The organism is Granulicella aggregans (assembly GCF_014203275.1).
Classification (GTDB): Bacteria; Acidobacteriota; Terriglobia; order Terriglobales; family Acidobacteriaceae; genus Edaphobacter.
Genome location: NZ_JACHIP010000001.1, coordinates 451,021 through 475,848, shown reverse-complemented (window position 1 = coordinate 475,848; position 24,828 = coordinate 451,021). Strand labels below are relative to the sequence as shown.

Below are 24,828 nucleotides of genomic sequence, written 5' to 3'. Positions count from 1 at the left end.
TCAAAGGGTATCGCAGTCTTGGGCGGTTCTTACACGCATGCCATGGGACGCCAGGGTTGCGGTGGCAGTTCCACATGGATGGTGTCGCTGGGCCGCACCACGCCGCCCGCGACGACGATGCCCATGATGCCTGCCTTCATACGCGGCTTACTGCCGGGCACTCGCTCGATCACTGCCTGCATCAGGCCGGGCCGTAGATCGTTCATCTGAACGCAGGGGTTGCGGAGACCGGTGACCTCGACGACCGCGTCATTGCCGATCTTCAGGTGCGCGCCGGTTGGCAGGCCTAGCAGGTCGAGGCCGGAGGTGGTGATGTTCTCGCCCATATCTCCGGCGGCGATGACGATGCCTTTCGAGGCGAGTTCCTCGAACAGCTCTGAGTGGATGAGGTGCACCTGGCAGAGGTTAGGCCGCGTCGGATCTTTTCTTAGGTGGTAACGATGCTTTACCAGAGCGCCGCAGTGCGCATCGCCTTCAACGCCGAGGCCGGTCAGGAGAGCGATCCGGTCCACGCCCTGCTTGCTGAAGGTGTGTTTGCCACTAAGGCTTACTGAGACTACGCAGGACATCCGATTTACGGCACCAGCGTCAGCGTGTGTGCTGTCGCTGCGGAAGTTGCCGCCTGCGAGAACGGCATCGGCAAGGTCGTGCCGTGGTACCAGCCAGGCCACTGGTCCATAAACCATGGGCTCTCAGGATTGGGAGATTCGCCGAGCACGACGTTCAGGGTGGAGTGGTCGAGATCGCCGAAGTCGACCGTCAGGCGCTCGGATGGCCCGAACTTGCGGCCTACCTGTTTGATCGTCGAGCTATCGCCGCTCTGCGGCTGCACGCCCGTGCCGACAGGCATGCCGAGGACCAGGCGAAGCGCAGGGGACTGCGAAAGGATGGGGTGCTCTATATCGACGGGACGGACATTGCCGTAGTGCCACTTCTCGAGGTCCGAGGGGGCCTTGGCGTCGGCCAGGCCCTTTTCGACGGCGGCGGTGAGCAGGGCATTCCAGTCCGCGTACTTTGCGGGAAGCCAGCGCGCGGGCTGGTGGACGATGATCTGTTCCTCTGCGTATAAGCTCTCACCCCAGCTATAGAGATTGACTGGGTTGTCTTTGCCCAGGCTAAGGGCCACGTCATCTGTGATGCCGAGCTTTGAGCCGAGGACAAGCCGCAGGAAGGCGCGGCGTGCGCTGTCGGTGATGGCGGCGGCGGAGCTGTCGATGGCCACGGTGCCATCCCAGATGCGGAGGATGTCGGCGGCTTTATGCAGGCGCTTGGCCCGGGCGGCGTCGTGATTTGCGTCGACGTTGGCGTGGTCGATGGCGTAGGCGAGACGCTGGGCGACGACCTTATCGAAATCGGAGTAGACGTCGGTCTGAAGGATAAGCATGTCCGCAGGAACAAGGCCGGACTTCGCCTGCAGGACCTTCCAGATGCGTTCGTTGCGGTACGGCTCGGCCCAGTCGAGGGTGAGGGGGAATGGATAACCATCCGGGGTAACGCGGGAGTTTGCCGTGGCGACGATGCCGCCGGGGGGATCGTAAGACTGCGGCATAGCGTCGAAGGGGATGTAGCCGGCCCATTCGCCGAGGAGGTCGCGGCCGTCGGTGGGAACCGGGCTTAGCAGCGTAGGAGTAGTCATGGAGCCGCGCACCGGTACGCGACCGATGGCGTGATAGCCGATGTGGCCCTGGTCGTCGGCGTACTGCAAGTTCTGCGCTGGACCGCCAAAGAGTGAGGTGGCGGCACACAGGCTCTTCCAGTCGCTGGCGGAGTTGATCGCATAGAAGGGCGAGGTGACGTTGGCGGGATCATAGAGGGTCCAGCGCAGGGCGACGGACCGCTTATCGTGCGGATAGATGGGCGAGAGGATGGGCGTTGCTACGTTGCCGTGCTGGGTCAGCGAGACATCGAGGTCGATGTCCTTGCCGCCCTTTACCTTGATGACTTCGGACTGGTGCAGCAGAGGATGCCAGCTTCCGTCGGCAGCCTGGAACTCCGCGCTCGAGCCGGTGCCGCGAGTCTGTTCCACGTAGAGGTCCTGCACCTTCGCGCCGAGGTTGGTGAACCCCCAGGCGATGTGCTGGTTGTGGCCGACGATGACGAAGGGCGTTCCGGGGAGGGTGACGCCGGAGACGTGGAAGCTGCCCGATTCGAGGCTGGCCATGTACCAGATGCCAGGGACGTTGTGTGAGAGGTGCATGTCGCTCGAGAGCAGCGGCTTGCCGGAGGCGGTCTTTGCTCCGGAGACGGCCCATCCGTTCGAGCCAGAGATGCAACCCTCGCAGGCGTAACGGGCGGACACCTGGGCGAGCGTGGCCTTCGCGTGTTGAAGGTCGCGGAGGTGGTCTTCGAATTGTTTTGGGAAGTTCAGCTTGCTTTGCGACTCGTCGAGCGGGACCTGCTCGATCTCGGGCTGCGGGGCAGTGAGATCGACGGTGGGCTGACCGACGGGATGGTCGCGCCAGGAACCGACAGGGTAGAGGTCGGCAAGGAGGTCAGGCGAAAGCTTTGCCGAAAGGGCTTCGCGGTCAAGTTCATCGGGGAAGGTGGTGGTGAGGTCCTGGAACATCGCGATGCCGACGAGCAGGGAGTCGCGCGGCGTCCAGGGTTCGGGCGTGTAACGGAGTATCTTGAACTCGATTGGGAGGTGATCGTGCTGGGCGGCGATGGAGGCATTGACGCCGCTGGCATAGATGTCGAGCCAGTGTTTCTGGTCTGCGGGAAGGACGGCGAGGGCGCGGTCGGCGGCGGCGCGAAGTTGCAGGGTTCGCTGCATGGTGTCGTGCTCGACGAGGCCGCTGCCGAGGATCTCGGCGAGGGTGCCGCCGGCGTGGCGGCGCAGAGCGTCCATCTGCCAGAGGCGGTCGCTGGCGGTGATGTAGGCCTGGGCGAAGACGAGGTCTTCGACGGTGGCGGCGGTGATGTGGGGGACGCCGTGGGCGTCGCGCGCCACGGTGACAGGCGCGGAGAGGCCGGTGACGGCAAGCTGGCCGTCGACCTGCGGGAGGCTGTCGTGCAGTGCGGCCTGCATCCAGTGACGCCCGTAGAAGAAGCCGCAGACTCCAAGGATCACGAGGAGAATGAGGAGGACGGCGAAGCCTGTGAGCCAGAGCTTCGCGCGGCGGGGCTTGCGCGGCGAGATTCTGTTGGAGGCAGGAAGGTCTTGAGCGCGTGAGTTGGAGTCCATGGGCTTAGCCAAAGTCTATATGGCTGTCGTCTGGATTGGACTAGGCAAGGCGAAATGCTGGGTCTCTCCACTGCGCCTCCCGCGATAAGACTGCGAGAGGCTTCGGTCGAGATGACGGATCTATGGGGCCGAGGTTGCGGGTTCAGTGGAGAGAGCTGCTGAGGCGGATGCCCGCTGTGATGGAAGCGTCAGGAAGACGGCGCCGGTGACGACCACAAGCAACGGCAGGATAAAGATGCTGCCCTCCGGGCCGGTCGCTCCGCCACTCATAAGGACCTTGCCGACCGGGTGGCTTGCGAACAGATGGCCCTCCACTATGGTGCCGCTGTCGGCCACGCCGAAGAGGAAGGACTGCGCCCAGTCCCACGAGGCATGGAAGCCGAGCGCCCACCATAGCGAACCCGTACGCCAGAGTGTGAGGCAGAAGATCAGGCCAATGAGCCCGGCGGAGAGCAGGCCGATGGGCGATTCCCCAGGATTATTGCCATGCCCGAGGCCGAAGACGAAGGAGAGGATCACGGCGGCGGTTCCGAAGCCCAGAGCCTCGCCATGAGTAGTGTCGAAGAGCATGTTGTAAATCGAAGCCAGACCGCGTGAGAGCGTGATCTGGAGATAGCCGCGCAGAAGGTACTCCTCAAAGAGGCCAACAAGCAGGAAGCCCAGCGCCCAGATCGCGCCATCCCGCAGGATGGTCGGCCCCTGCAGCAGCCGGCCATCGAAGACGAGCAGGCCTGCCTTCCAGAGCGCGCCGACGAGTATCGAGAGGAAGACCGCTCCCCACGCCAGCCCGGCGAGGAAGGGAACGACCTTGCGGCTGCCGCCGAAGCCGTAAGTGCCGACGGGGCGGCTCTCTACCCGGCCCATGATCCAGGTAGCGATCGCGACCAGCGAGAACGAGATTCCCTCGGTGATCAGCGACGATTCGGCGCTCTGCGGGACGACCGTGCCGCTATGCGGGGCGGCTGCCTTTGCAGGGTGATGGAACTTGTGGACGATGGCACCTGTGGTCGCCGAGAGTCCGATGATCAAAGCGATGAAGAGCAGAAGTCCCCAGCCCGGACGCAGTCCCGAGGGGCCGAACAGAATCTGGTGCCAGATGGGGCGGTGCAGTGGTTCGGGCGCAGTAAATGCGTCGCCGGAAGCCACTTCGGTCTGTTCCTGGACGGGCATAATGGGGGCAGCATTGCTGTCTTGCAGGATGACTTCTTCGCTCAAGGTCTTCTCTTCCTTATGATGATGGGAGTGTATACGCATCCCGGCTTGCAACCGTTCACTCGGGCTGGAGGATGTGAGATGGGAAGGAAGACATTTTGAATTGCCAGGTTTTCTATCACGATCATTGCTTCGACGGAGCCTGCTCCGCGTCGCTCTTCACGCGCTTCCATCGTGAGTGCATCCGCACCGTTGACAGCTTCTCCTACCAAGGGCTGGTTCACAAGGCGAACGGCGTGGTGAGCGAAGACGAGTTCACGGGCGATGAGAACGCGATCGTCGACTTCAAGTACGCGCCTTCGCCGAAGCTGACGTGGTGGTTTGACCATCACCAGAGCGCGTTTCTCACGCCGGAGTACAAAGCTCACTTTGAAGCAGGGCAGGCCGATGGATCGCAGAAGATGCGGCAGTTCTTCGATCCCAACTATGTGTCCTGTACCGGGTTTATCGCGCATATTGCGTCGACTAATTTCGGATTCGATATCGCTCCGCTCAAGGAGTTGATCTACTGGGCGAACATCGTCGACGGGGCGAAGTACGAGAGCGCGCAGTCTGCGGTCGAGATGGCGGAGCCGGCGATGAAATTGACCTTGGTGATTGAGAGCTCGCCTGATGAGACGATCATCCCCAAACTGATTCCGCTGCTGACTCAGTTGCCATTGCAGCAGATTGTCGACATGCCATTTATGCAGGAAGCGTTAGGACCTCTGATGCAGCAGCATCTGGGTGCGATCGATCTGATTCGCGATCGTGCGACTGTTGAGAAGAGCGTGTTGACCTTCGACATCACCGACCAGCCGACGGAGGGATACAGCAAGTTCATCCCGTACTATCTGCATCCCGAGGCGACGTATGTGGTGGGGCTGAGTAAGTCGTCGTTCAGGACGAAGATCTCGGTGGGGACGAATCCGTGGACGAAGCTGTCGCCGGACCACCTGGTGAATCTGGCCGCGATCTGCGAGCGGTATGGCGGAGGCGGGCATGCGCGTGTGGGAGCCATTAGCTTCAAGCCGGAGCAGGAGGCGGAGGCTAGGGCGGCTGCGGCTGAGGTTGCGGCGGAGTTGAAGGCGGCTGAGGTCTCGTAACCCCCCAAAAAGCAGATCCTTCGCAGATAGGATCACGATGAGGCTATGATCCTATCTGCGAAGGAGGACAAGGTTAGGATTTTGGTGATGCCTTAGGGCTTGAGCTTGCTGAACAGTGGCAGCTTCGTAACGTCGTTGAAGATCACCATCACCGCGAAGACCAGCAGGCAGACGAAGGCCACCTGGTAGACGCGCTCTTTCAACTGCTGATTGATGTCGCGTCGCATGGCCGACTCGATGAGCAGAAAGAGGATCATGCCGCCGTCGAGGATCGGAATGGGTAGCAGGTTGAAAATGCCCAGGTTGATCGAGATCATCGCCATCAGGCGTAGCAGCGTCCAGATGCTGTCGCGGGCGGCCATGCCGACCTGCTGGCCTATGCCGATGGGACCTTGCAGAGACTTTGGTGAGACGCGGCGCTGGGCCATGCCCTTCAGCACATCGCGGATCATCAGGGCGGACTTCAGGTTCTCCTGCGAGGACTCGGCGACAGCGGGGCCAAAGGGCAGGCGATCGACGTGGACCGGGGGGCGGACGAAGGTGAAACCGAGGCGGTAGCCCTTGGTGCCGTCAGAGGTGGTTTGCTCCGGAGTGACGGGCAGAATCTGCGACGCGCCGTTGCGCAGGATCGCCAACTGAGCGGGCTTGCCCTTCTCGTCCTGCATGTAGGCGAGCAGCATGGAGACGCTGTGGACCTCCACACCATCGATGGAGACGATCTGGTCGCCCGGCTTCAGGCCAGCCTTCGCGGCAGGCATGTTCGGAACAACTTCTACGACCGTGACGGGCATGTTCTGCGCGCGTGGCACGACGCCGAGGTGCTGCAGCAGGCCGATGATGTCGCCCGACGAAGCGTCGGCTTCGGTGGCGGCTACCTGGATGGTGGTGTCGACCTGTTTCCCGTCGTGAATGTACGAGAAGGGAACATTGCGGTTCATGTTTAACAGCGACCGCATCGCGATAGCTTCCCAGTCCGGGTTGTCGACATCCACATAATGGACGATACGGTCGCCAGGGCCGATGCCGGCCTTTGCTGCGGGGGTGTCGCGGACGGTGTAGTCGTTGATAGCGGGGCCGGAGAGGTAGTCGTCGATCTCGTGGTGGAACATCGCGACGATGGTCAGGATGAAGACCGCGAGGATGAAGTTCGCGACCGGGCCGGCGAGCGCGATCAGCATGCGCTGCCAGCGAGGGTGTGCGTTGAAGTCGCCGGGGTCGCCGCTGGGGGCTTCGCCGGGCGTGTCCCCGGACATCTTGACGTAGCCGCCGAGCGGAAGGACGTTGATCTGGTAGTCGGTGCCGCCGCGACGGATGCCGACGATCTTTTTACCGAAGCCGATGGCGAAGGTTTCGACGCGAACACCGCAAAGCTTGGCGACGGCGAAGTGCCCAAACTCATGCACCAGCACCATTATTCCAAGAACGACTAACAGCTCAACGACAGTGACCATAAAAAGTTAAACCTCTGGCTTCCGGAGTGGAAGCCCTTGCCAGCTACTCGTGATGCAACTCAGACGCGAACAGCCCTGTAGCTTTGAACGACTCCCGTGGCGTATGTCCGGGCCCATTCGTCGACCGCGAGAACCTCGGCGATCGATGCGGGATGGGTTGCAGGAGTCTCCGTCATCACCTTTTCGATTGTACGCGGGATGCCCATGAAGGGGATCTCCCCCTTTAGGAACGCGGCTACGGCTATTTCGTCAGCTGCGTTCAGGGCAACGCAGGATGATCCGCCCACGGCGGCGGCCTCGTAGGCAAGGCGCAGGCAGGGGAAGCGGTCGAGATCAGGCGGAGAAAAGTTGAGGTAGCTCAGGCTGGCCAGGTCGAAGGTGAGGTCGGAGGGCACGCGTTCCGGATACGCCAGGGCGTAGAGGATGGGCAGGCGCATGTCGGTGACGGAGAGCTGTGCCAGGATGCTGCCGTCGACGAACTCGACCAGTGAATGGATGGTGGACTGCGGATGGACGGTGACGCGAACTTTTTCCGGCGGAAGCTGGAAGAGGCGGCAGGCTTCGATGACCTCGAAGCCTTTGTTCATCATGGTGGCGGAGTCTATGGTGATGCGCTGGCCCATCACCCATGTGGGGTGCTTCAGCGCTTGGGCCGGGGTGATGGTCTCGAAGTCGACGGCCGGGGTGCTGCGGAAAGGGCCGCCCGATGCTGTGAGCCAGATCTGACGGACCTCGGCGTGGGTGCCTCCGCGCATGCACTGGTGGACGGCGTTATGTTCGGAGTCGATGGGGATAAGCGCTGCACCGTGAGTTCGGGCGGCGGCGATGATGAGCTCGCCGGCGGCGACCAGGCACTCCTTGTTGGCCAGGCCAATCGTTTTGCCAGCGCAGACCGCTGCGTAGGTTGCTTCGAGCCCGGCGACGCCCACGATGGCGGAGACGACGAAGTCCACTTCGGGAAGCGTTGCGGCGTAGATGGCTCCCGCTGTTCCCCACAGGACCTGCATCTCGGTCTGGCCCGCGGCGCGAAGCTGGATGGAAAGTTCTGCTGCGAGCTCTTCGGTCGCGACGGCGACGACCTTCGGCTTCCAGCGAAGACACTGCGACAGGATCGCCGCGTGATTTCTACCTGCGACAAGAGCCTCCACCTCGTACCGATTCGGAAAGCTCTCGACGATGGATAGGGTGCTGGTCCCGATGGAACCCGTCGACCCTAAAATGGCTAGCTTCTTCTTGTTCTTCACAGTCTCTATCTTCGCAGATTCACGCAAATCAGTGCTTAAATCTCCCACTTTTGTGGGACTTGATCAAAAGCGGGAGTCTGCCGCTAGAAGCGTCCCCTAAAACCGTCCCAGGTGCAGCCAGTCCTTGATGAGAAGGGCGTACCAGAGCACCGGAGTCGCCAGCAGGAGAGCGTCGATGCGGTCGAGGATGCCGCCGTGTCCCGGAAGCATGGTTCCGGAGTCCTTTACGCCCGCTCCGCGCTTGATCGCGGACTCGAGCAGGTCGCCGACCTGGGCGGCGGCGTTGATGATAACCGCCAGCAGCATCAACTGCCAGAAAGGCTCCTGAATATGGAGCACCATGTTGCCGCGATTGGAGAGGGCGCTTCCGAGCCAAAAGAGCAGCCCGGCGACGAGCATCGAACCGGCAAGGCTGGCGAACGAGCCTTCCCAGGTCTTGCCAGGGCTCAGCCGGGGGGCGAGCTTGCGCTTGCCGAAGTTCTTGCCGATGTAGAGCGCCGCGATGTCGCCCGCCCAGACGCAGATCATCAGGAAGAGCAGCAGTGGTTTGCCGTCGTCGCGGTTCCAGATGGGAGGGATCAGCGCGAGCGAGTAGGCGATGTAGATGAGACCGAAGAGGCCGATGGCGGCGTCGGAGAGGACGCGCTCCAACCGCGCCCGAAAGCCGACTACGGCAAAGAGGATCAGGGCGAGAGCGCTCAACAGCGGGAGTTGAGCGTCGGTGGGCCAAGCGTATCCAGCGACAAAGACCATTGCCGTGGCAGCTGCCATCCACCAGATCGGGATCTTCGCTCCGGAGTGTTTGGCGAGCTGGAGGTACTCGAAGGCGGCGAGTTCAGCGACCAGGGCGGCGAAGAGGGTGATCAGCCAAAGCTGGCCAAAGAAGATGATGGCGAAGACAACGGCGATGAGGACTACGGCGGTAAGGATTCGTTTCATTGCGCAGGTACAAGGATAAAGCAGAAGCGGATCCGCGACTGCTGTTGCGGATTCGAATCCCGAAGTGCGGAGGATAGCGTCTGTAGGGGCTACCCCGTGATCTGGGAACGGAGACTTAGCTCTGCTAGGGTTATCCGATGGGACTCGATGCTACCGTCTACGCAAAAGGGAGTGAAGACCCCGTATTAGAGGTGCGGCTGGGAAACATCGCGATGGTCGGATATGTTCGCCAACACCTTCTGGAAGCCGGTATAGATCAGGATGGTCCACTCTGGTTCTGCATAAGAAGCGGTTCGCATTCCGGCGATGAGATTGGTTTCGAGAGGGTCGCGGCCCTTCAGTCCGAGATTGAGGCCATGATTCAAGTCGTGCGGGATGCTGATGTGGGGACGTTCCTCCAGCAATTGAGAGAGTTGACTGAAGCGGCTTCGGCTAACGAAGGACCGATTTGTTTCGAGTAGCCCCGCCGAAACCTAAGCAATCGCTGCCGTGACTAGCGCCTGAGCTTCGGTCTGAATCCGTTTCAGGTGGTCTTCACCATGGAAGCTCTCGGCGTAGATCTTGTAGACATCCTCAGTCCCGGAGGGACGCGCGGCGAACCAGCCGTTCTCGGTGGTCACCTTGAGGCCTCCGATGGAGGCGCCATTGCCGGGGGCTTCGGTGAGGATCGCGGTGATGGGTTCGCCCGCTAGTTCTTTCGCGGTGACCTGCGCGGGAGAGAGCTTCGCGAGCTTTGCCTTCTGCTCCTTGGTCGCGGCAGCATCGATGCGCTGGTAGACGGGAGCGCCGTACTTTGCGGTGATCTCGTTGTAGAGCTGGCCGGGGTCTTTGCCGAGCTTCGCAGTCATCTCGGCGGCGAGCAGTCCGGGGATGAGGCCGTCCTTGTCTGTGGTCCAGACTTCGCCGTTCTTGCGCAGGAAGGTTGCGCCTGCGGACTCTTCCCCGACGAATCCTAAAGACCCGTCGATGAGGCCGTCGACGAACCACTTGAAGCCAACCGGAACTTCGAGGATCTTGCGGTCGATGCCTTTGGCGACGCGATCGATGATGCTCGATGAGACCAGCGTCTTGCCGATTGCCGTCTCCGCTCCCCAGCCCGGACGGTTGGTGAATAGGTAGTTGATGCAGACAGCCAGGTAATGGTTCGGGTTCAGCAGCCCGGTTGACTTCGTCACAACGCCATGACGGTCGTGGTCGGTGTCGCACGCCCACGCCACGTCGAACTTCTCCTTATTCGCGATCATCGACGCCATGGCGTAGGGGCTGGAGCAGTCCATGCGGATGCGCGAGTCCCAGTCGAGGGTCATGAAGCGGAAGGTTGGGTCGACGTTGGGGTTCAGGACTTCGAAGGGCAGGTTGTACTTCTCCGCAATGCGCGGCCAGTAGAAGACTCCTGCGCCGCCGAGGGGATCGACGGCGAGCTTCAACGTGGTGCCCTTGAGAACATCGAAGTCGATGACGCTGGCGAGGTCGTTCACATACGCGGTGATGTAGTCGTGGCGCTTGGTCGTCGAAGCCTTGAGCGCTTGTGCGTAGGGGACGCGCTTCACGTCCTTCAGGCCGTTGGCGATGAGATCGTTCGCGCGGTTCTCAATCCACTTCGTCGCGGTCGTATCGGCGGGGCCGCCGCTGGGCGGGTTGTACTTGAAGCCGCCATCCTCCGGTGGATTGTGCGACGGCGTGATGACGACGCCATCCGCCAGATTGAAGCGGCGGCCGCGGTTGTAGGTCAGGATGGCGTGCGAGAGCGCCGGCGTCGGCGTATACGCAAGCTGATCGTCGACCATGGTCTCGATGCCGTTGCCCGCGAGCACCTCGAGCGCAGCCGCGAAGGCTGGCTCAGACAGTGCGTGAGTGTCCTGAGCAAGGAAGAGCGGGCCGGTGACTGATTGATCCGTCTCTTTGTTGTTGCGGTAGTCGCAGATCGCCTGGGTGATAGCGGCGATGTGGTCTTCATTGAAGGCCGTCTTGAAGGAGCTTCCGCGGTGGCCCGACGTGCCGAAGCTGACGCGTTCCGCGGGGACCGAGGCGTCCGGATGCAGCGCATAGAACGCGGTCACGAGCCGGGGAACATTGACGAGCTGGGAGGCGAGAGGAAGCTGGCCCGGCTGGGCGGATTCGTTCGATGTCGGCATGGTAAGTCTCGATCCTTATGGGGTGTACGAAGATGCACTTGAACTATACCGCCCCTAAGTGAGGGAGGCCAAAGGCGTCGCGGAGATTCGAAGCGGTGGATGTTCAGGGAGCAGCGGGTGACGGCGAAGGGAAGAGCTCTTCCCGGAGTTGGCGGCTGAGCAGGGCGACGTAGGCGGAGTCCGGCGCGGGCACGTCGAGTGCGAGTTCGAGCTGGCGAGCAAGCCGCGTGCCCTCGTTGAAACCGAACATGCCAAGAGAGCCTGCGAGCTTGTGGGCGACGTTCATGGCGTCGATGCGTAACGAGTCAGGGAGCGGCTCGGCGTTGGCTGCTTCATCGAGGAGGTTCAGGCGGGCATGGATGATGGGGAGGTTGCGCTCCCACATCTCCTGCAACAGGGCCCGCGTCTTCTCAGGAAGTTGACTTGACGCCCCACTATCCGCCATCTGTCCGCCTCATGCTCTCAAGTATGCCTGAACGTCCTAGTCGGGCCATCCAAGAGCTTTGGATATTTGCGCGGCGAGTTGAAGCGGATCAAACGGTTTGAATAAGACGGCTGCGACGCCGAGATCGGCGAAACGCCTCTGGTCCTGGGCCTGGACTTTTGCAGTCAGGAGAATGACGGGGATGTGGGCGATGCTCGCGACCTGCTGCATGGCGCGAAATGCTGTTGGGCCGTCCATTCCGGGCATCATGACATCCATCAGGATGGCGTCCGGTTGAAGTCCCGGTGCTACGGCGATGCCCTGCGAGGCTGAGTTCGCCGTCGAAACTTTCCACCCCGCGACCGCCTCCAGCGAGAGAGAAGCTACTTCGCGTATGTCGTCTTCATCATCAATGATCAGAATGTGTCGCACAGTCACTAGCATCTCATGTCGATCGGCTTGCCGACGCTACCGGGTTACGCTCTCCCGGCGCGGTTGCGGTCCATTTCCGGATGGTGGTTGTGAGCCGACGTGCAAGCTCTACAAGGGAATTTCAACTTACAGGAAGGCCCGTGGACCGTTGCTGTCCTCCGCGATCCTCCGGATCAGATTTGTTATTGCCGCGACCTTGCGGGACCATCGTCAAAACTAGCAATTCCAGATCGCGTGACTGCACTCTTGCCTTGGTAAGGAACTTGGTGGGGCCAAGGCGAAGTTTGGACTGGTCGCCTTCTTCGAGTTCTCGGCCGGAGTAGACGATCAAGGGAAGCGAAGCGAGTTCAGGAAGACTGCGAAGCCACTCGACTAGCGAAAAGCCGTCGCCGTCGGGCAAAGTCAGGTCGAGGATCAGCAGGTCTGGCCTGCGTTCGCGGCACAATACCTTGGCGCGATAGAGAGTCGCGGCGTGTTCAACCAACACGTTCGTCTTGGCGAAGCCGCCGAGGACGACGTTGGCAAGATCGAGATCGTCCTCGACCAGGAGCACGCGACCGGGGCCACGATCGGAGAGCAGAGCGTGGCTGAGTTCGGCGAATAAATAGTCCTCGGAGAGGAGCGACGGAGACGAGGTAGGCCGCAGCGCGTTGGGCGATTGGAGGGCATCGTCGGCTTCGGCTCCCATGCTGAGGCAGACGACCGGGATGCTTGCGGTCGAGCCGTTTCTCGTCAGGAGTTTCAGGATCTCCCATCGCTTCATGTCGGACATCTGCAGATCGAGAAGGATGGCGCGGACCGGACTTTGAGCGGGGCGGTTTTTGGCGATCTCGATCGCCTCGTCCGAAGATCCAGCCTCGAGAACGCAATGTCCGCGCGCGCGGAGTTGGGTGACGATCAACGTGCGCTTGGCCTTGTTGTCGTCGCAGATCAGGATCGGAGTGTCGAGTACGGTGTCTGGGCGTGGAGCCGCCACAATCGATGGGACTTCTATGGATGCCGTATAGGCGCCTCCGACCGATGCGTCGTAGGTCCTCTGGTGACGCGGGAGTCGGATGCAGATCGACGCGCCTTTCGCCACATTCCGCTGTGCCCAGATGCTGCCGCCGTGCTGCTGGATGATGCTGCGACAGATGGCAAGACCGAGTCCGGTGCCGCCGATGGCGCGGGCATCGGGATGGTCGACCTGCTTGAAGCGCTCGAAGATGGATTCGAGTTGGTCTTCAGGGATGCCCCGGCCTTGGTCGACGACGCGGAAGATCAGCTCGTCGGGAGGAGTTTCGACCTCGAAGGTGACGCTCGAGGAGGCAGGCGCGAACTTGATCGCGTTCGAGAAGAGGTTGGTCAGCACCTGGAGGATGCGGTCGGGATCCGCGTCGAAGAAGACGTTCGGCATCAGGGCTTTCGCGCCGGGAGACACCAGGAGCTTGACCTGGCCGGCATCGGCGAGGGCAGACATCGTCTCCATGGCTTGGTTGACCAGTTCAGGCAGGGAACAGCGTCGCATCTGTAAGACAGCTGCGCCGGAATCCATGCGCTCAAGATCGAGCAGGTCGTTTATCAGCCGGATCAGGCGATCGGTATTGGTGAGGGCTATACGAAGTAGATTCTGCGACTTGACGTCGAGGTTACCAAAGACACCAGAGGACAGCAGGCCGAGTGCCCCTCGGATGCTGGTGAGCGGCGTTCGCAGCTCGTGGGAGACGGTCGAGACAAACTCGTCTTTGAGCGTGTCGAGGGCGGAACGCTGGGTGAGTTCGCGCTCATCTTCCTGTTGCCGCTGTCGCGCAGCATCAAGCCGGACGCGAAGTTCAGACGACTTGCGTCGCGTCTGGACGAGTACGCCAACAAGGATACCGATGATCAGTAGCAGTATCAGAAGTACAACTGCAGTCGGTGCCGGTATCGAAATCACCATCCCTCATTAATACTGCGCGAGCGGGTAATTTGAAACGTCAGGAGACGCTTTAGTAACCTGACTATACAAATTTGATGGAAGAAAGTCACCACATGCAGAAAAAAAGTTGGGCCGGCTGTCTAGCCGGCCCAACTTTTCTGTTTGTCCAGTTAAATTTTAGGCAGTTACCGGTTCGGCTACCTTGTCCAGCACCGAGGTCCAATTCTTGGCGGTGCGGGCGGCGTGAGCCTGCTTGTGGTACGCGTAGCCGGTGATCAGCGGAAGCGCGAGGGTGGCCTCGGAGTAAACCATCTGCTCGTAGGTCAGGTCGACCTTGCCCCAGCTGCTGGCTTCCTTAAGTGTGGAACCCGACAGAGCGCCGTCGCGGGAGTCGGCGACCGTGATTTGGATCGCGTACTTGTGCATCGGCGCATCGGAGCCAAGGATCTCGGCGGCGACGACGATGTCCTGCGCGAAGTTCTTCGGAACGCCACCGCAGACCATCAGCAGGCCGGTGGAGGGATTCTCGATCTTCAGCTTGGTCAACTCGTAGAAGTCCTTGGCGGAGTCGATTGAGACGACCGGCTGACCCTGGCGTGCATGCTGGTGGGCGACCAGGCCGAAACCGGCCGAGCAGTCCGAGAACGCCGGGATGAAGATCGGCACATTCTTCTCATAGGCCGCGTGAACGATGGAGTCGACACCGCCGGCGGCGAGGGTGTGGCCCTTCTTCTCGAGCCATGCGCCCATCTCGCGGAGAAACTCGCGCGAGCTGTAGGGGCGCGTTTCGAGCGAGTTGGTGATCTGCTCGATGGTGTCGTCGCAGATGCGAAGCTCATCTTCGTCGATGAAGGTGTCGTAGATGCGGTCGATGGCGAGCTCGCGAAGGGTGGCGTCTTCGTTGCCGTACTTGTACTGGTCCTCGGCGATGTAGTGCTTGAAGCCGAGAGCCTCGAAGAAGTCCTGGTCGACGATGTTCGCGCCGGTCGAGACGATGGCGTCGACCATGTTGTTGCGGATCAGGTCGATGAAAATCTGCTTCATGCCCGCCGAGACCATGGAGCCGGCGATGCAGAGGATGACGCCGCACTCGGTGTCGCGGAGCATCATGTCGTAGATGGAGGAAGCACGGTGTACGTCGCGGGAGCTGAAGGCCATATCGGCCATCGCGTCGACCAGCGAGACGACGTTGTGCTGCTTGATGTCGAGGTGAACGATGGGGCGGCTGAGAAGTTCTTTTTTCGTTGTCATATCACTACCAGAATATCAACTCCCGACCGCTGCGGACGCGGGTTTCGATAATTTCCGATGAACGGAATTGCCGCAGACCCGTATCTCCAGGGAGGCTATTTTCAGAAGGTCGACGGGTGGGCAGACCTCCGGCTTAGGTGTCCATTGATGGGAGGTGCTGTCCGCGTCTGGACAGTCGCCGAACTCTACGCTCGAACGCAGTATGGTGGAGGGTCTCGCAAATCGCTGGAAACAAACGAAAAGGTCCGCCAAGCAAACGGGCTTTTTGTTGGGCATGGAATTGCCTTTCCCAGTTACGGATATCGGGCCAGGATAGATTCGCGATTAGCCGGGAGGCGATATGAAGGTCTTGCTGCAGGATGTTCGCTACTCGTTACGGCAGTTGGTAAAGAGCCCCGGATTCTCGATTACGGCGATCCTGTCGCTGGCCTGCGGCATTGCCGCGACCTCTGCGGTCTTCAGCGTCATCTGGGCCGTGCTGATGAACCCGTACCCTTACGCGAACGCCGACCGGATGGTCCATATCAATCTGCGTGGCGCGCGGCCGGGGGGCGAGCAGGGCTTCGGCACGACGGCATCGCAGTGGCAGCAGTTCCGCAAGAATCCAGCTATCGAGGACGCCATCATCACCGATGACTGGAGCCTTACGGTCACGGGACAGGACATTCCTGAAGATGTGAGCGGGTGCTTCATGTCTTCCAACGGCTTCGATTTCTTCGGAGTCGCGCCCGCGCTTGGCCGCAACTTTGAACCCTCGGATGCGATCGATGGGCAGGAACCGTCGCCGGTGGTGGTGCTGAGCTACAAGTTTTGGCAGAGACATTACAACTCTGATCCGTCGATCATCGGCAAGACGATCGAGATGGTGCGCAAACCGTATACGGTGATTGGAGTCGCGGCACCGCGGTTCACCTGGAACGACTCGGACGTATATGTTCCGCTGAAGATTACGCAGGAGACAGCGCATGCCTATGATCTCGAGGCGCGGTTGAAGCCAGGTGTAAGTCACGCGATTGCCGAGCAACAGTTGCAGGGGATGGTGACGCAGTTTGCGAAGGACTCTCCGACGCACTATCCGCTGAAGCCGGGGCCGGTGCTGGTACAGGGCTTGAACGATATGTTCCTGGAGCAGATCGGCGGGACGCTGGCGATGCTCTTTGGAGCCGTCCTGTTGTTGCTGGCGATCGGCTGCGGCAATGTTTCGATCCTGCTGCTTGCGCGAGGAACGGCGCGGGAGCACGAGTTCGCTCTGCGAGCCGCGATCGGAGCTTCGCGCTGGCGGATCATGCGACAACTCCTGACCGAGTCGCTGATTCTTTCGCTCACAGGAGCTGCGCTCGGCGTATTGCTTGCAATCAAGCTGTTGGCGGTCATCGTGGCATTGCTGCCTGATGGTGCCTTCCCGCATGAGGCGGTGATTGCGATCAATCTGCCGGTGCTGGTCTTCAGTGTGGTGGTGGCGATTGCGACTGGCATCGTCTTCGGCATGATGCCCGCGTTGCGGCTGTCGCGACCGGATGTGCGCGAGGCAATGCAGGCGGGGAGCCGCAAGGTCGCTGGCTCGGTCAGTGGTAAGGCGACCAGCAACGCGCTGATCGGAGCCCAGATCGCCCTGACCTTATTGATGATGGCGGTTGCGGGCGACGCCGTGCAGGGCTTTATGAAGCTGCTGCAGCGGCCGCTGGGATACAACCCGCATAACGTGATGTCGGTGGGCATACCGGTTCACGAGAACACCCACAAGACGATCGCGGAACGGACAGCATTCTTCGAGGCGCTGCTCGAAAAGACGGAGCAAACACCAGGGGTACAGATGGCGACGATCTCGACCAACGCGACCCCGCCCTCGAACGGCTCAAAGCTGGAGTTCGAGATCATGGGGCAGCCATCGGCGGCGGGTCAGCCGATATGGGTGAACTGGGTAGGTGAGGGCTACTTCCCCGTATTGCAGATAGCGCTCAGCCAGGGCCGTTTCTGGACACGGACGGAAACCCACAACGCAGCCAAGGTCGCCGTGATCAACCGGACCATGGCGGATAAATACTTTCCTCACGGTGACGCGCTGGGCCACTTCATTCGCGTATCGGCCCAGAAGGCGGAGCCGCCTTTTTTTCTTACCGCTGATGGCGCGGATAGCTGGCTGCAGATCGTTGGGGTAATGGCGGACAAGCTGAACAACGGGCTGCGGAAGCCGGTCACTTCGGAGATCTTTATCCCCTACACGCTGGCAGAACCGATGCATACGCAGATTCTCGTGCGAGCAGCAGGTTCACCGCTGCCGATGATCCACAGCATCGGCCAGCAAGTACAAACAGTGGATGCCGATCAACAGATCAGTGGACGCATCTTCGACCTCGACCATTGGATCCAGCGCGAGCCGGAGTACGCGCAGGGACAGCTGGTATCTTGGCTGTTCGGAGCTTTTGCTGCGCTTGCGCTGTTGCTGGCTGCGGTGGGTCTGTACAGCGTGGTGTCCTACACGGTCGCGCAGCGGACGAACGAGTTTGGCATCCGGATGGCGCTGGGCGCTTTGCATGCCGATGTGCTGGGCCTGGTCTTCCGCTCGATGACGGTGAGCGTAGGCGGCGGCGTTGCGGTTGGAGTGCTGCTGGCGCTGTCGCTGCATAAGCTGCTGGCACATCTGTCATCGGACACGGAGCAGGGGTATCTGGCACTTCTGCTGGCGATCGTCGTGCTGACAACGGTTGCGCTGGTGGCGAGCGGAATTCCCGCCCGCCGCGCTGTGAAGATCGAGCCGATGGAAGCGCTGCGGTACGAGTAGCCTATGCCTGCTCGTGGCCGTCAAAGATGGCCTCGATGGTGGTCTCGAAGAGCCGGGCAAGCTTGAACGCCAGCGGAAGGCTGGGATCATACTTGCCCGTCTCAATAGCATTGACGGACTGGCGCGAGATGCGGAGTTCCTTGGCCAAATCGGCCTGGGACCAACGGCGTTCTGCGCGGAGGACACGGAGGCGGTTTTCCATGCCTATTCGTTGCCTACGGGGTTGCGGCGGAAGATCGCAACCTTGGCGATAGCGGTGATCGTCATAAAGATGGGGAAGTTGAATAGGACGTCCATCCGCGGAATGCTGGTGTGGACCTCCAGCAGACCCCAGACGCAGGTGATGGCGAGCAGACCGCCTACTCCCCACATCATGGCCTCGGTTAGCAACTTGCGCTGAAACTCGTCGCGCTGCCGGGCGAAGCCGGCGGCGGCGGCAATCAGCATCGCGACCATCGAAACGCCAGCGGCAAGATCGATTGTCCATGCTCCGACGCTATCTTTGACCGGCTTGGAAAAGATGAGCAGGAAACAGAACGGCATGTAGATGGCGTAGAGGATATAGAACGGCCGCATCGCGCGGATACGCTCGCGGCGGGTCATGTTGGGGGAGCAGGTCGAAAAGAGCATGTCTAGTCTCCTTGAATAAGTGACAAGGAGACTTTACTTATATAGTGACGACAATGTCAAGGGTCATTGACATATCTTTCCTAAAAAGTCGAAATGGGTGTCGCTAAGGCCGCGTGATGGGCCTCCGCGCGGACCAGCATGCGCCGAAGCACGGGAGTCAGAATCGCAGCGATCAGCGGTAGCAGGATCGCCCCAGCGATTGCCCACATGGCGAGCGCATGCCACTCCCACAGCCAGACGCTCTTGATGAGAGTCCACGGATGGGAGCGGACCTCGGCGAAGAGGACTTTGGGAGCCAGAGGAATGGGGCCGGTCTGGAAGACGAAGGCCCCGAACTTCAGAAACGGGAAGAGCAGCACGACCTCCACCGGGTACATGAGGTGGTTGGCGAGCTGCGATGCCGGCAGGTTCAGCCGAAAGAGCAGAGCGAGGCCGAGGCATAGAAGCGTCGTGGAGCCGAGCAACGGATTGACGCCGACGACGAGTCCCAGCGCGATGCTCCACGCCAGCTTCTGTGGGCTGGCGCCCATGCGCAGCAGGGCCAGCACGGGCAGCACAATGCTGCGATACAAAAACGGATGGCGGTGCTCGGGATGGGCGGGGAGGCTCACAGCAGACAGGATAGACTGCAAAACAGTGGCAAACGATTAAAGCTGCGTAGGAATTGGTTAAGGTACCAATTACGAACCGGGAACTCCGAGTTTGAAGTGCAGGAGCAAGGCAGAGGATGGGGAGTTTGCGGGCGGTAGCGCGCGGCATCAAGTTGATGGGGTACTTTATGCAGGCGGCGGGTGAGTTGATCGTCGACCAGCCGGAGACCAGGCAGCGCCGCGCGGAGTGGTTGCACCTCTTCTGCTCGAGAGCGATGAAGGGCATGGGCATCAAGGTCGATTTGGTGGGCACGTTTCCCAGCCATGGCGCCGTCATCTCGAACCACCTCAGCTACCTGGATATCGTTACCCTGGCCTCGCTGCATCCGTGTGTCTTTGTCTCGAAGATCGAGATTGCGGACATGCCGGTGCTGGGCTGGATGACGACGCGGGCTGGAACTGTGTATGTCGAACGCGGCCGTGGCGGCTCTGCCTTGCGGGCCAGCAAGGCGATGAAGGCTGCAATGGACGACGGCTTGCCCGTCGTCTTCTTCCCGGAGGGAACCACGTCGAATGGGCGCAAGCTGTTGAAGTTCCACTCTGGCCTGCTGGGGCAGGCGCTGGCGGCGAATGCGCCCATGACGGCGGCGTTTATCCGCTACAGCCTGAAGGAGAAGAATGATCCGGGAGTCACCGTGGGCGAAGATGTCTGCTGGGGCGACAAGTCCTTGTGGCAGCACGTCTTCGGCTTCCTGGGTCTGCGCGGTGTCCATGCCGAGGTGCGGTTTGGGGATGCACCGATTGAGTTCTCTCAGGACCGGCTGCATCGCAAGGCGGCGTCGGTGGAGGCGCAGGCAGCGGTCGCCGCGCTGGGAGGCGATATTCCGGTTGAGTTCGACAACCCGGTGGTTGCCGGTGCAGACCTCGTGCGTGAGTAGTGCGTGAATAGCCTGTGAATACGGGGTTGTATCGAAAAGTGTGCACCATTTTCGATTCAACAAATGTTTACGTGACGTAGACGTGCTGTAACAAATCGCGCCGCAGACTCAGAGTCGAAGTCAGATCCTGAAGTCTTCGGAGAGTCGATGCTCACAGTGACCGCGTCCCCTTCCGTACTCATGCCCCCGCCTGCGGTGCTCGATCCGGCGGTAGACTCCAATCTTCAAATCGCGACCGAAGTTCGCGCTCCGCGCAAGGAGGACCTGCGGCTGGAGGCAGGCGCCTACGTGGCGCGCCTAGCGGTGACCGAGCAGGAGCGGAACGACACCTACCGCCTGCGCTTCATGGTCTTTAATCTGGAACTGAATGAAGGCTTGCAGTCGGCCTATGTCGACGGCTACGACAAGGACAAGTTCGACGATGTCTGCGACCACCTGATTGTCGAAGAGAAGGCGACGGGCGAGATCGTCGGGACCTACCGCATCCAGATGGGCGACGTGGCGGGCCGCAACTTCGGTTACTACAGCGAGCAGGAGTTCTGCTTCGCTCCGTATGAGTCGATGCGCTCGCAGATCGTGGAGTTAGGCCGCGCGTGCATTCGCCGCGACCATCGTTCGCCTGAGGTGTTGAACCTTCTGTGGCGCGGGATCGCGCGCTACTCGTTGATGAACGGCGGAAGATACATGATGGGCTGCTGCTCGCTGACCTCGCAGAATCCCGACGAGGGCTACGCCGTGCATGACTCGCTGAAGAACTGGATGGTTGAAGGTGCGCTACAGACTGAGGCGAAGGGCGAGTTCCGGATGCCGGATCGGACATGCGCGGCCTCTGAGGAGCGCGCGCCCAAACTGCTGCGGGCTTACCTGACCATTGGGGCGAAGATCTGCAGCGGCCCGGCGATTGATCGCGAGTTCAAGACCATCGACTTTCTTACACTGCTCGACCTGCAGACGCTGCACCCGCGCGTGGCGACACGGTTCCTCGAGGTACGCTAACGAGTATGGTGGTACGGTTCTTCCGGAGTCTGACACGGAGTTTGCTGCTGGTGGCGCTGCTGCTGGCGGCAACGGTGGATCTGTGGATTCGACGGCCAAAGTATGGCGCGGGCGGTGCCATCTGGATACACGGGTGGTGCCGCAGGATCGTCTCGGCGATGGGCATCAAGGTCACCGTGACCGGTTGGTTACCGGAGTCCGGCGCTGTAGTCTCGAACCACCTCAGCTACCTCGACATACTTCTGTACAGCGCGACGCGGCCGTTCATCATGGTGGCCAAGAGTGAGATCAAAGGCTGGCCGTTGCTGGGCCGCCTGACCGCTCAGGCGGGGACCGTCTATGTGGATCGCGGCGGTGGGCCGCCGACTTACCCTGCGGTCAATCGAGCCATGGCCGCGGCGTATCAGCGCGGCCTGCCGGTGCTCTTTTTCCCTGAGGGAACGACGACCAACGGCGAAGGTGTGCTGCCGTTTCGGCGCGGGCTCTTCCACTCAGTACTGAATAACGGCATCGTCATGCGGACTGCGGCGCTGCGGCTTTCGATCCACGGAGAGAATGGCGCGGCGATCGTAGCGGATGACGTGTGCTGGTGGGGTGATGCGTACTTCGGCCCGCATATCTTCAAGTGCCTGGGGCTTGAAGGACTGGCAGCGCAGATTGACTTCAACGACACCCCGGTTGAAGGTGCGGACCGGTTCGTTCTTTCAGAGAATGCGCAGGCGCGAGTGGCGGAGAGCTACGCAGCTTTAGCTGCGGAGGGCGTCTTTACCGCGAATCTGCAAATTCATCGCGAAGTCGCAATCTCGGCCTAAGATTCTTCAGCCTGCAATTTGCGGCACCAGCGCTACTAGCAGCGACGTGAACTTCTTCTCGACGTTCCTACCGATCTCCAGCACATCCTCGTGGTCGATCGCCTGATCGACCACCCCGGCCGCCATGTTGGTCACGAGAGAGATGCCCAACACGTCGAGCCCCATGTGGCGCGCCACGATTACCTCATGCACCGTTGACATGCCGACAAGGTCTGCGCCGAGCGTGCGGAAGGCTCGAATCTCCGCAGGCGTCTCGAAGCTTGGCCCGAGCACGGCGAGGTAGACGCCCTCAGTCAAGACGGATCCCTGCTCCTTCGCCTCGTGCACGGCGAGTTCACGGAGCCGAGGCGTGTAGACCGTGCTCATGTCGAAGAAGCGTTGGCCTGCACCGGGAGTCATGGCGAAACGAGGCTCGTTCGCTCCACCAGCTGCGTTCATGCCGGTCAGGTTGATCTGGTCGGAGATGACGACGAGTGAGCCTGGCGACAGAGTCGTGCGGATGCCGCCGGCGGCGTTGGTCACGATGAGCGTTTTGCAGCCGAGCAGCCCGAGGACGCGCGCGGGGAAGACGACCTCCTCCACGGGATAGCCCTCATAGGCATGAACCCGACCCTGCATGACGGCGACCGGAACTCCGCCGATAGTTCCGAGTACCAGCTTGCCGGAGTGTCCCACGACGGTCGACTGCGGGAAGTGGGGGATTTCGGCGTAAGGAATCGTGACGGCATCCTCGACCTGCGAGGCGAAGGCTCCGAGACCGGAGCCAAGGATGATGCCGATGGCAGGTACAGACGGGCTTAGGCTGCGGATGTGTTCAACGGCGGCGGTGGCGAGGGTGTATTGGTCGGTCATAGGAGGTCAGTAAAGTGTACTTGCTGCCGCAAAGATCGGCGTATGCCTACCGCGAGATGGCAAGGTGGCCATCCTTGTCGCCGCGCGAAATTTCCTGCTTTCTATTTTTGCGGACTGTGCATAGAGTTTTGATCGAGGTGAAGTTGTGGCGACGGCGCAATCGTCGGTGGGCAATCAAAGCGATCTCGCGAAGATGCTTGCTGGGATCCATACCGAATCCGGCAAGGATCTTCTTTCGCTCACGGCGGAATCGCCTGTGCTGCTGGTCTTTCTGCGGCACTTCGGTTGCTCGTTCTGCAGGAAGGCGATCAGCGATGTCGCCGATCTTAACCCTGAACTGAGTGCTAAAGGGGTGAGGCCCGTCTTCGTACATCTCGGCACCCGCGAGATTGCGAAGGCGCACTTCGACTTCTACAAGATCTCCGAGGTCGAGCGCATTCACGACCCGCAGGCGAGCATCTACCAGAGTCCGGCTTTTGGGCTGGGCCGGAGTAGCCCATGGCTGACGCTGGTCAATCCGTTTGTATGGTTCGGATGGCTGAAGGGCAATATCTTCAAGCACGGCATCGGAAAGATCCAGGGCGACGGACACCAGATGCCGGGAATCTTTCTGCTGAAGGGCGCGAAGATCGAGCGGAAGTTTATCTATCGCCAGATCTCTGACGAGCCGCCGTATCGCAAGCTGATCTCCTGAAACTATTTGATGAGCATGGACACGATGCTTGCCGACATCAGGTTCGCCATCGTACCTGCGAGCATCGCGCGAAGTCCAAGTTGGGCAAGATCGTTGCGACGGTTGGGAACGAGTGCTCCGATGCCGCCGATCTGCATGCCGATCGAGCCGACGTTAGCGAAGCCGCAAAGGGCGAAGGTCGCGATAGAAAAGGTGCGCGGCGCGAGGGTTGATTTGATTGCGCCAAGCTGAGTGAAGGCGACGAATTCATTGATCATCGTGCGTGTACCGAGGAGATTGCCGATCACTTTCGCCTCGCGCCAGGGGATGCCGATGAGCCACGCGACCGGCGCTCCGACAACGCCAAGGATTGCGTTGAGCGAGTGTGGGAACGGAATGTGTCCATGGGCCCAGGCGAAGTTCGAGATGCCGAGCATGATCGCGTTTGCCAAGCCAACCAGCGCGACGAAGCTGATCAACATGATAGCGACGTTGAAGGCGAGCTGGCCGCCGTCGATGGTGCCGCGCGCGATCGCGCCGATGAGGTTGTCTTTCTCATGGACCTCTTCACGTGGCATGTTGACCGTGCCAGCGGTGGCGGGAACTTCGGTCTCAGGTACGAGCATCTTCGCGACCAGGATCGTTCCCGGGGCGGTCATGATGACGGCCGAGAGCAGGTCCTGCGCGTTGATGCCGAAGCTGATGTAGGCCGCCATGATGCCGCCCGAGACGTGCGCCATGCCGGAGGTCATGATGACCATCAGCTCACTGCGCGTGGCCCCGGCGAGAAATGGCCGGATGGTCAGCGGAGCTTCGGTCTGCCCCATGAAGATGCTGGCGGCGACGTTGGTGGACTCAGCGCCCGAGGTTCCCATCGTCCGCTGCATGATCCAGGCGACGGCGCGGATGACCTGCTGCATGACGCCGATGTGATACATCACCGCGAAGAAGGCGCTGACGAAGATGATGGTCGGCAGCACGGCGAAGGCTAGCGTGGCAAGGGGATCGCCCGGTGTACCGATGTGGCCGAAGACCAGAGAGGAGCCGTCCGCGGCGTGGCCGAGCAGCGACGTGATCACGGTCGAGATGCTGTGCAGGATCACCTGCCCGGTGTTCCACCTTATGACCAGGAAGGCGAAGAGGATCTGCAGCCCAAGGCCCCAGGCGACGGTGCGCCACTTGATCGCTCGGCGATTGGTGGAGAAGGCATAAGCGAGGCCGAGGAAGACGATGAGGCCGAGAAGACCGGTGAAACGTGCCAAATGGAGGCTCCTGAGAGTAAGCGGGCAACTTTGCGAATG

The 24,828-nt window shown here is 61.0% G+C and carries 23 protein-coding genes; 6 read left to right on the top strand and 17 right to left on the bottom strand.

The genetic code is table 11. The features are described 5' to 3' along the window. Positions 1-29 precede the first annotated feature (29 nt). The 3 genes from HDF16_RS01945 to HDF16_RS01935 form a co-directional block, all read right to left on the bottom strand. Entirely contained in the window at positions 30-569 is a 540-nt protein-coding gene (locus HDF16_RS01945; protein WP_184213480.1) for an MOSC domain-containing protein, read from the bottom strand. Positions 570-574: 5 nt separating this feature from the next. Further along, positions 575-3,184: a penicillin acylase family protein gene (locus tag HDF16_RS01940; protein ID WP_184213479.1), complete on the bottom strand. Its 2,610-nt coding sequence runs from the start codon at positions 3,182-3,184 to the stop codon at positions 575-577. A gap of 120 nt (positions 3,185-3,304) precedes the next feature. Next, positions 3,305-4,399 (bottom strand): CPBP family intramembrane glutamic endopeptidase, encoded by a 1,095-nt coding sequence (locus tag HDF16_RS01935; RefSeq protein WP_184213478.1) that lies wholly within the window; start codon positions 4,397-4,399, stop codon positions 3,305-3,307. A gap of 95 nt (positions 4,400-4,494) precedes the next feature. Between HDF16_RS01935 and HDF16_RS01930 the strand changes: the two genes are divergently transcribed. Further along, positions 4,495-5,481 carry a phosphoesterase gene (locus HDF16_RS01930; RefSeq protein WP_184213477.1) on the top strand — a complete coding sequence of 329 codons (987 nt, stop codon included), beginning with the start codon at positions 4,495-4,497 and terminating at the stop codon, positions 5,479-5,481. A 92-nt stretch (positions 5,482-5,573) separates the two neighbouring features. On the opposite strand, the gene rseP is transcribed toward HDF16_RS01930, so the two are convergent. From rseP to HDF16_RS01885, 9 genes are all read right to left on the bottom strand, one after another. After that, entirely contained in the window at positions 5,574-6,932 is a 1,359-nt protein-coding gene (gene rseP / locus HDF16_RS01925; RefSeq protein WP_184213476.1) for an RIP metalloprotease RseP, read from the bottom strand. Between the two features lie 59 nt (positions 6,933-6,991). Further along, positions 6,992-8,176, bottom strand: coding sequence for a 1-deoxy-D-xylulose-5-phosphate reductoisomerase (locus HDF16_RS01920; RefSeq protein ID WP_184213475.1), 1,185 nt, complete (start codon positions 8,174-8,176; stop codon positions 6,992-6,994). A 96-nt stretch (positions 8,177-8,272) separates the two neighbouring features. Beyond that, positions 8,273-9,115, bottom strand: coding sequence for a phosphatidate cytidylyltransferase (locus tag HDF16_RS01915; RefSeq protein ID WP_184213474.1), 843 nt, complete (start codon positions 9,113-9,115; stop codon positions 8,273-8,275). Between the two features lie 185 nt (positions 9,116-9,300). Further along, on the bottom strand, positions 9,301-9,519 hold the full coding sequence (locus tag HDF16_RS01910) for a hypothetical protein (protein WP_184213473.1): 219 nt from the start codon (positions 9,517-9,519) through the stop codon (positions 9,301-9,303). 69 nt (positions 9,520-9,588) lie between these two features. Next, positions 9,589-11,250: a phosphoglucomutase (alpha-D-glucose-1,6-bisphosphate-dependent) gene (pgm, locus tag HDF16_RS01905; RefSeq protein ID WP_184213472.1), complete on the bottom strand. Its 1,662-nt coding sequence runs from the start codon at positions 11,248-11,250 to the stop codon at positions 9,589-9,591. Positions 11,251-11,353: 103 nt separating this feature from the next. After that, the gene (locus tag HDF16_RS01900) at positions 11,354-11,695 is read right to left on the bottom strand and encodes an Hpt domain-containing protein (RefSeq protein ID WP_184213471.1); all 342 of its coding nucleotides are present in this window, start codon (positions 11,693-11,695) and stop codon (positions 11,354-11,356) included. A gap of 36 nt (positions 11,696-11,731) precedes the next feature. Further along, positions 11,732-12,106, bottom strand: coding sequence for a response regulator (locus HDF16_RS01895; protein ID WP_348641216.1), 375 nt, complete (start codon positions 12,104-12,106; stop codon positions 11,732-11,734). 121 nt (positions 12,107-12,227) lie between these two features. Then, on the bottom strand, positions 12,228-14,024 hold the full coding sequence (locus HDF16_RS01890; RefSeq protein ID WP_184213469.1) for an ATP-binding protein: 1,797 nt from the start codon (positions 14,022-14,024) through the stop codon (positions 12,228-12,230). 156 nt (positions 14,025-14,180) lie between these two features. Then, on the bottom strand, positions 14,181-15,254 hold the full coding sequence (locus tag HDF16_RS01885; protein WP_184213468.1) for a 1,9-bis(guanidino)-5-aza-nonane synthase: 1,074 nt from the start codon (positions 15,252-15,254) through the stop codon (positions 14,181-14,183). 340 nt (positions 15,255-15,594) lie between these two features. Here HDF16_RS01885 and HDF16_RS01880 point away from each other — a divergent pair, with 340 nt between their 5' ends. After that, entirely contained in the window at positions 15,595-18,036 is a 2,442-nt protein-coding gene (locus tag HDF16_RS01880) for an ABC transporter permease (protein WP_184213467.1), read from the top strand. A gap of 1 nt (position 18,037) precedes the next feature. Here HDF16_RS01880 and HDF16_RS01875 read toward each other — a convergent pair whose 3' ends face one another. The 3 genes from HDF16_RS01875 to HDF16_RS01865 form a co-directional block, all read right to left on the bottom strand. Continuing rightward, on the bottom strand, positions 18,038-18,238 hold the full coding sequence (locus tag HDF16_RS01875) for a helix-turn-helix transcriptional regulator (RefSeq protein ID WP_184213466.1): 201 nt from the start codon (positions 18,236-18,238) through the stop codon (positions 18,038-18,040). A 2-nt stretch (positions 18,239-18,240) separates the two neighbouring features. Then, positions 18,241-18,666, bottom strand: a complete 426-nt coding sequence (locus tag HDF16_RS01870) for a hypothetical protein (protein WP_184213465.1) — start codon at positions 18,664-18,666, stop codon at positions 18,241-18,243. A gap of 80 nt (positions 18,667-18,746) precedes the next feature. Then, the gene (locus HDF16_RS01865; protein ID WP_348641215.1) at positions 18,747-19,277 is read right to left on the bottom strand and encodes a DUF2062 domain-containing protein; all 531 of its coding nucleotides are present in this window, start codon (positions 19,275-19,277) and stop codon (positions 18,747-18,749) included. A gap of 116 nt (positions 19,278-19,393) precedes the next feature. Here HDF16_RS01865 and HDF16_RS01860 point away from each other — a divergent pair, with 116 nt between their 5' ends. From HDF16_RS01860 to HDF16_RS01850, 3 genes are all read left to right on the top strand, one after another. Then, entirely contained in the window at positions 19,394-20,194 is an 801-nt protein-coding gene (locus tag HDF16_RS01860; protein ID WP_184213464.1) for a lysophospholipid acyltransferase family protein, read from the top strand. Positions 20,195-20,341: 147 nt separating this feature from the next. Continuing rightward, entirely contained in the window at positions 20,342-21,190 is an 849-nt protein-coding gene (locus HDF16_RS01855; RefSeq protein ID WP_246408573.1) for a GNAT family N-acetyltransferase, read from the top strand. Positions 21,191-21,195: 5 nt separating this feature from the next. Further along, a complete protein-coding gene (locus tag HDF16_RS01850) occupies positions 21,196-22,002 on the top strand; it encodes a lysophospholipid acyltransferase family protein (protein ID WP_184213463.1) in 807 nt (268 codons plus the stop codon). A 6-nt stretch (positions 22,003-22,008) separates the two neighbouring features. On the opposite strand, the gene HDF16_RS01845 is transcribed toward HDF16_RS01850, so the two are convergent. Beyond that, positions 22,009-22,854: a purine-nucleoside phosphorylase gene (locus tag HDF16_RS01845; protein ID WP_184213462.1), complete on the bottom strand. Its 846-nt coding sequence runs from the start codon at positions 22,852-22,854 to the stop codon at positions 22,009-22,011. Between the two features lie 145 nt (positions 22,855-22,999). Between HDF16_RS01845 and HDF16_RS01840 the strand changes: the two genes are divergently transcribed. Then, complete coding sequence (locus tag HDF16_RS01840) at positions 23,000-23,548, top strand: AhpC/TSA family protein (RefSeq protein ID WP_184213461.1); 549 nt, start codon at positions 23,000-23,002, stop codon at positions 23,546-23,548. 2 nt (positions 23,549-23,550) lie between these two features. On the opposite strand, the gene HDF16_RS01835 is transcribed toward HDF16_RS01840, so the two are convergent. After that, the gene (locus tag HDF16_RS01835; protein WP_184213460.1) at positions 23,551-24,789 is read right to left on the bottom strand and encodes a NupC/NupG family nucleoside CNT transporter; all 1,239 of its coding nucleotides are present in this window, start codon (positions 24,787-24,789) and stop codon (positions 23,551-23,553) included. Positions 24,790-24,828 lie beyond the last annotated feature (39 nt).

Excerpts from the sequence above, each read along its gene's own strand:
- HDF16_RS01945 (WP_184213480.1), bottom strand. The coding sequence starts at position 569 with ATGTCCTGCGTAGTCTCAGTAAGCCTTAGTGGCAAACACACCTTCAGC.
- HDF16_RS01940 (WP_184213479.1), bottom strand. The coding sequence starts at position 3,184 with ATGGACTCCAACTCACGCGCTCAAGACCTTCCTGCCTCCAACAGAATC.
- rseP (WP_184213476.1), bottom strand. The coding sequence starts at position 6,932 with ATGGTCACTGTCGTTGAGCTGTTAGTCGTTCTTGGAATAATGGTGCTG.
- HDF16_RS01915 (WP_184213474.1), bottom strand. The coding sequence starts at position 9,115 with ATGAAACGAATCCTTACCGCCGTAGTCCTCATCGCCGTTGTCTTCGCC.
- pgm (WP_184213472.1), bottom strand. The coding sequence starts at position 11,250 with ATGCCGACATCGAACGAATCCGCCCAGCCGGGCCAGCTTCCTCTCGCC.
- HDF16_RS01900 (WP_184213471.1), bottom strand. The coding sequence starts at position 11,695 with ATGGCGGATAGTGGGGCGTCAAGTCAACTTCCTGAGAAGACGCGGGCC.
- HDF16_RS01890 (WP_184213469.1), bottom strand. The coding sequence starts at position 14,024 with ATGGTGATTTCGATACCGGCACCGACTGCAGTTGTACTTCTGATACTG.
- HDF16_RS01885 (WP_184213468.1), bottom strand. The coding sequence starts at position 15,254 with ATGACAACGAAAAAAGAACTTCTCAGCCGCCCCATCGTTCACCTCGAC.
- HDF16_RS01880 (WP_184213467.1), top strand. The coding sequence starts at position 15,595 with ATGAAGGTCTTGCTGCAGGATGTTCGCTACTCGTTACGGCAGTTGGTA.
- HDF16_RS01875 (WP_184213466.1), bottom strand. The coding sequence starts at position 18,238 with ATGGAAAACCGCCTCCGTGTCCTCCGCGCAGAACGCCGTTGGTCCCAG.
- HDF16_RS01870 (WP_184213465.1), bottom strand. The coding sequence starts at position 18,666 with ATGCTCTTTTCGACCTGCTCCCCCAACATGACCCGCCGCGAGCGTATC.
- HDF16_RS01860 (WP_184213464.1), top strand. The coding sequence starts at position 19,394 with ATGGGGAGTTTGCGGGCGGTAGCGCGCGGCATCAAGTTGATGGGGTAC.
- HDF16_RS01855 (WP_246408573.1), top strand. The coding sequence starts at position 20,342 with ATGCTCACAGTGACCGCGTCCCCTTCCGTACTCATGCCCCCGCCTGCG.
- HDF16_RS01850 (WP_184213463.1), top strand. The coding sequence starts at position 21,196 with ATGGTGGTACGGTTCTTCCGGAGTCTGACACGGAGTTTGCTGCTGGTG.
- HDF16_RS01845 (WP_184213462.1), bottom strand. The coding sequence starts at position 22,854 with ATGACCGACCAATACACCCTCGCCACCGCCGCCGTTGAACACATCCGC.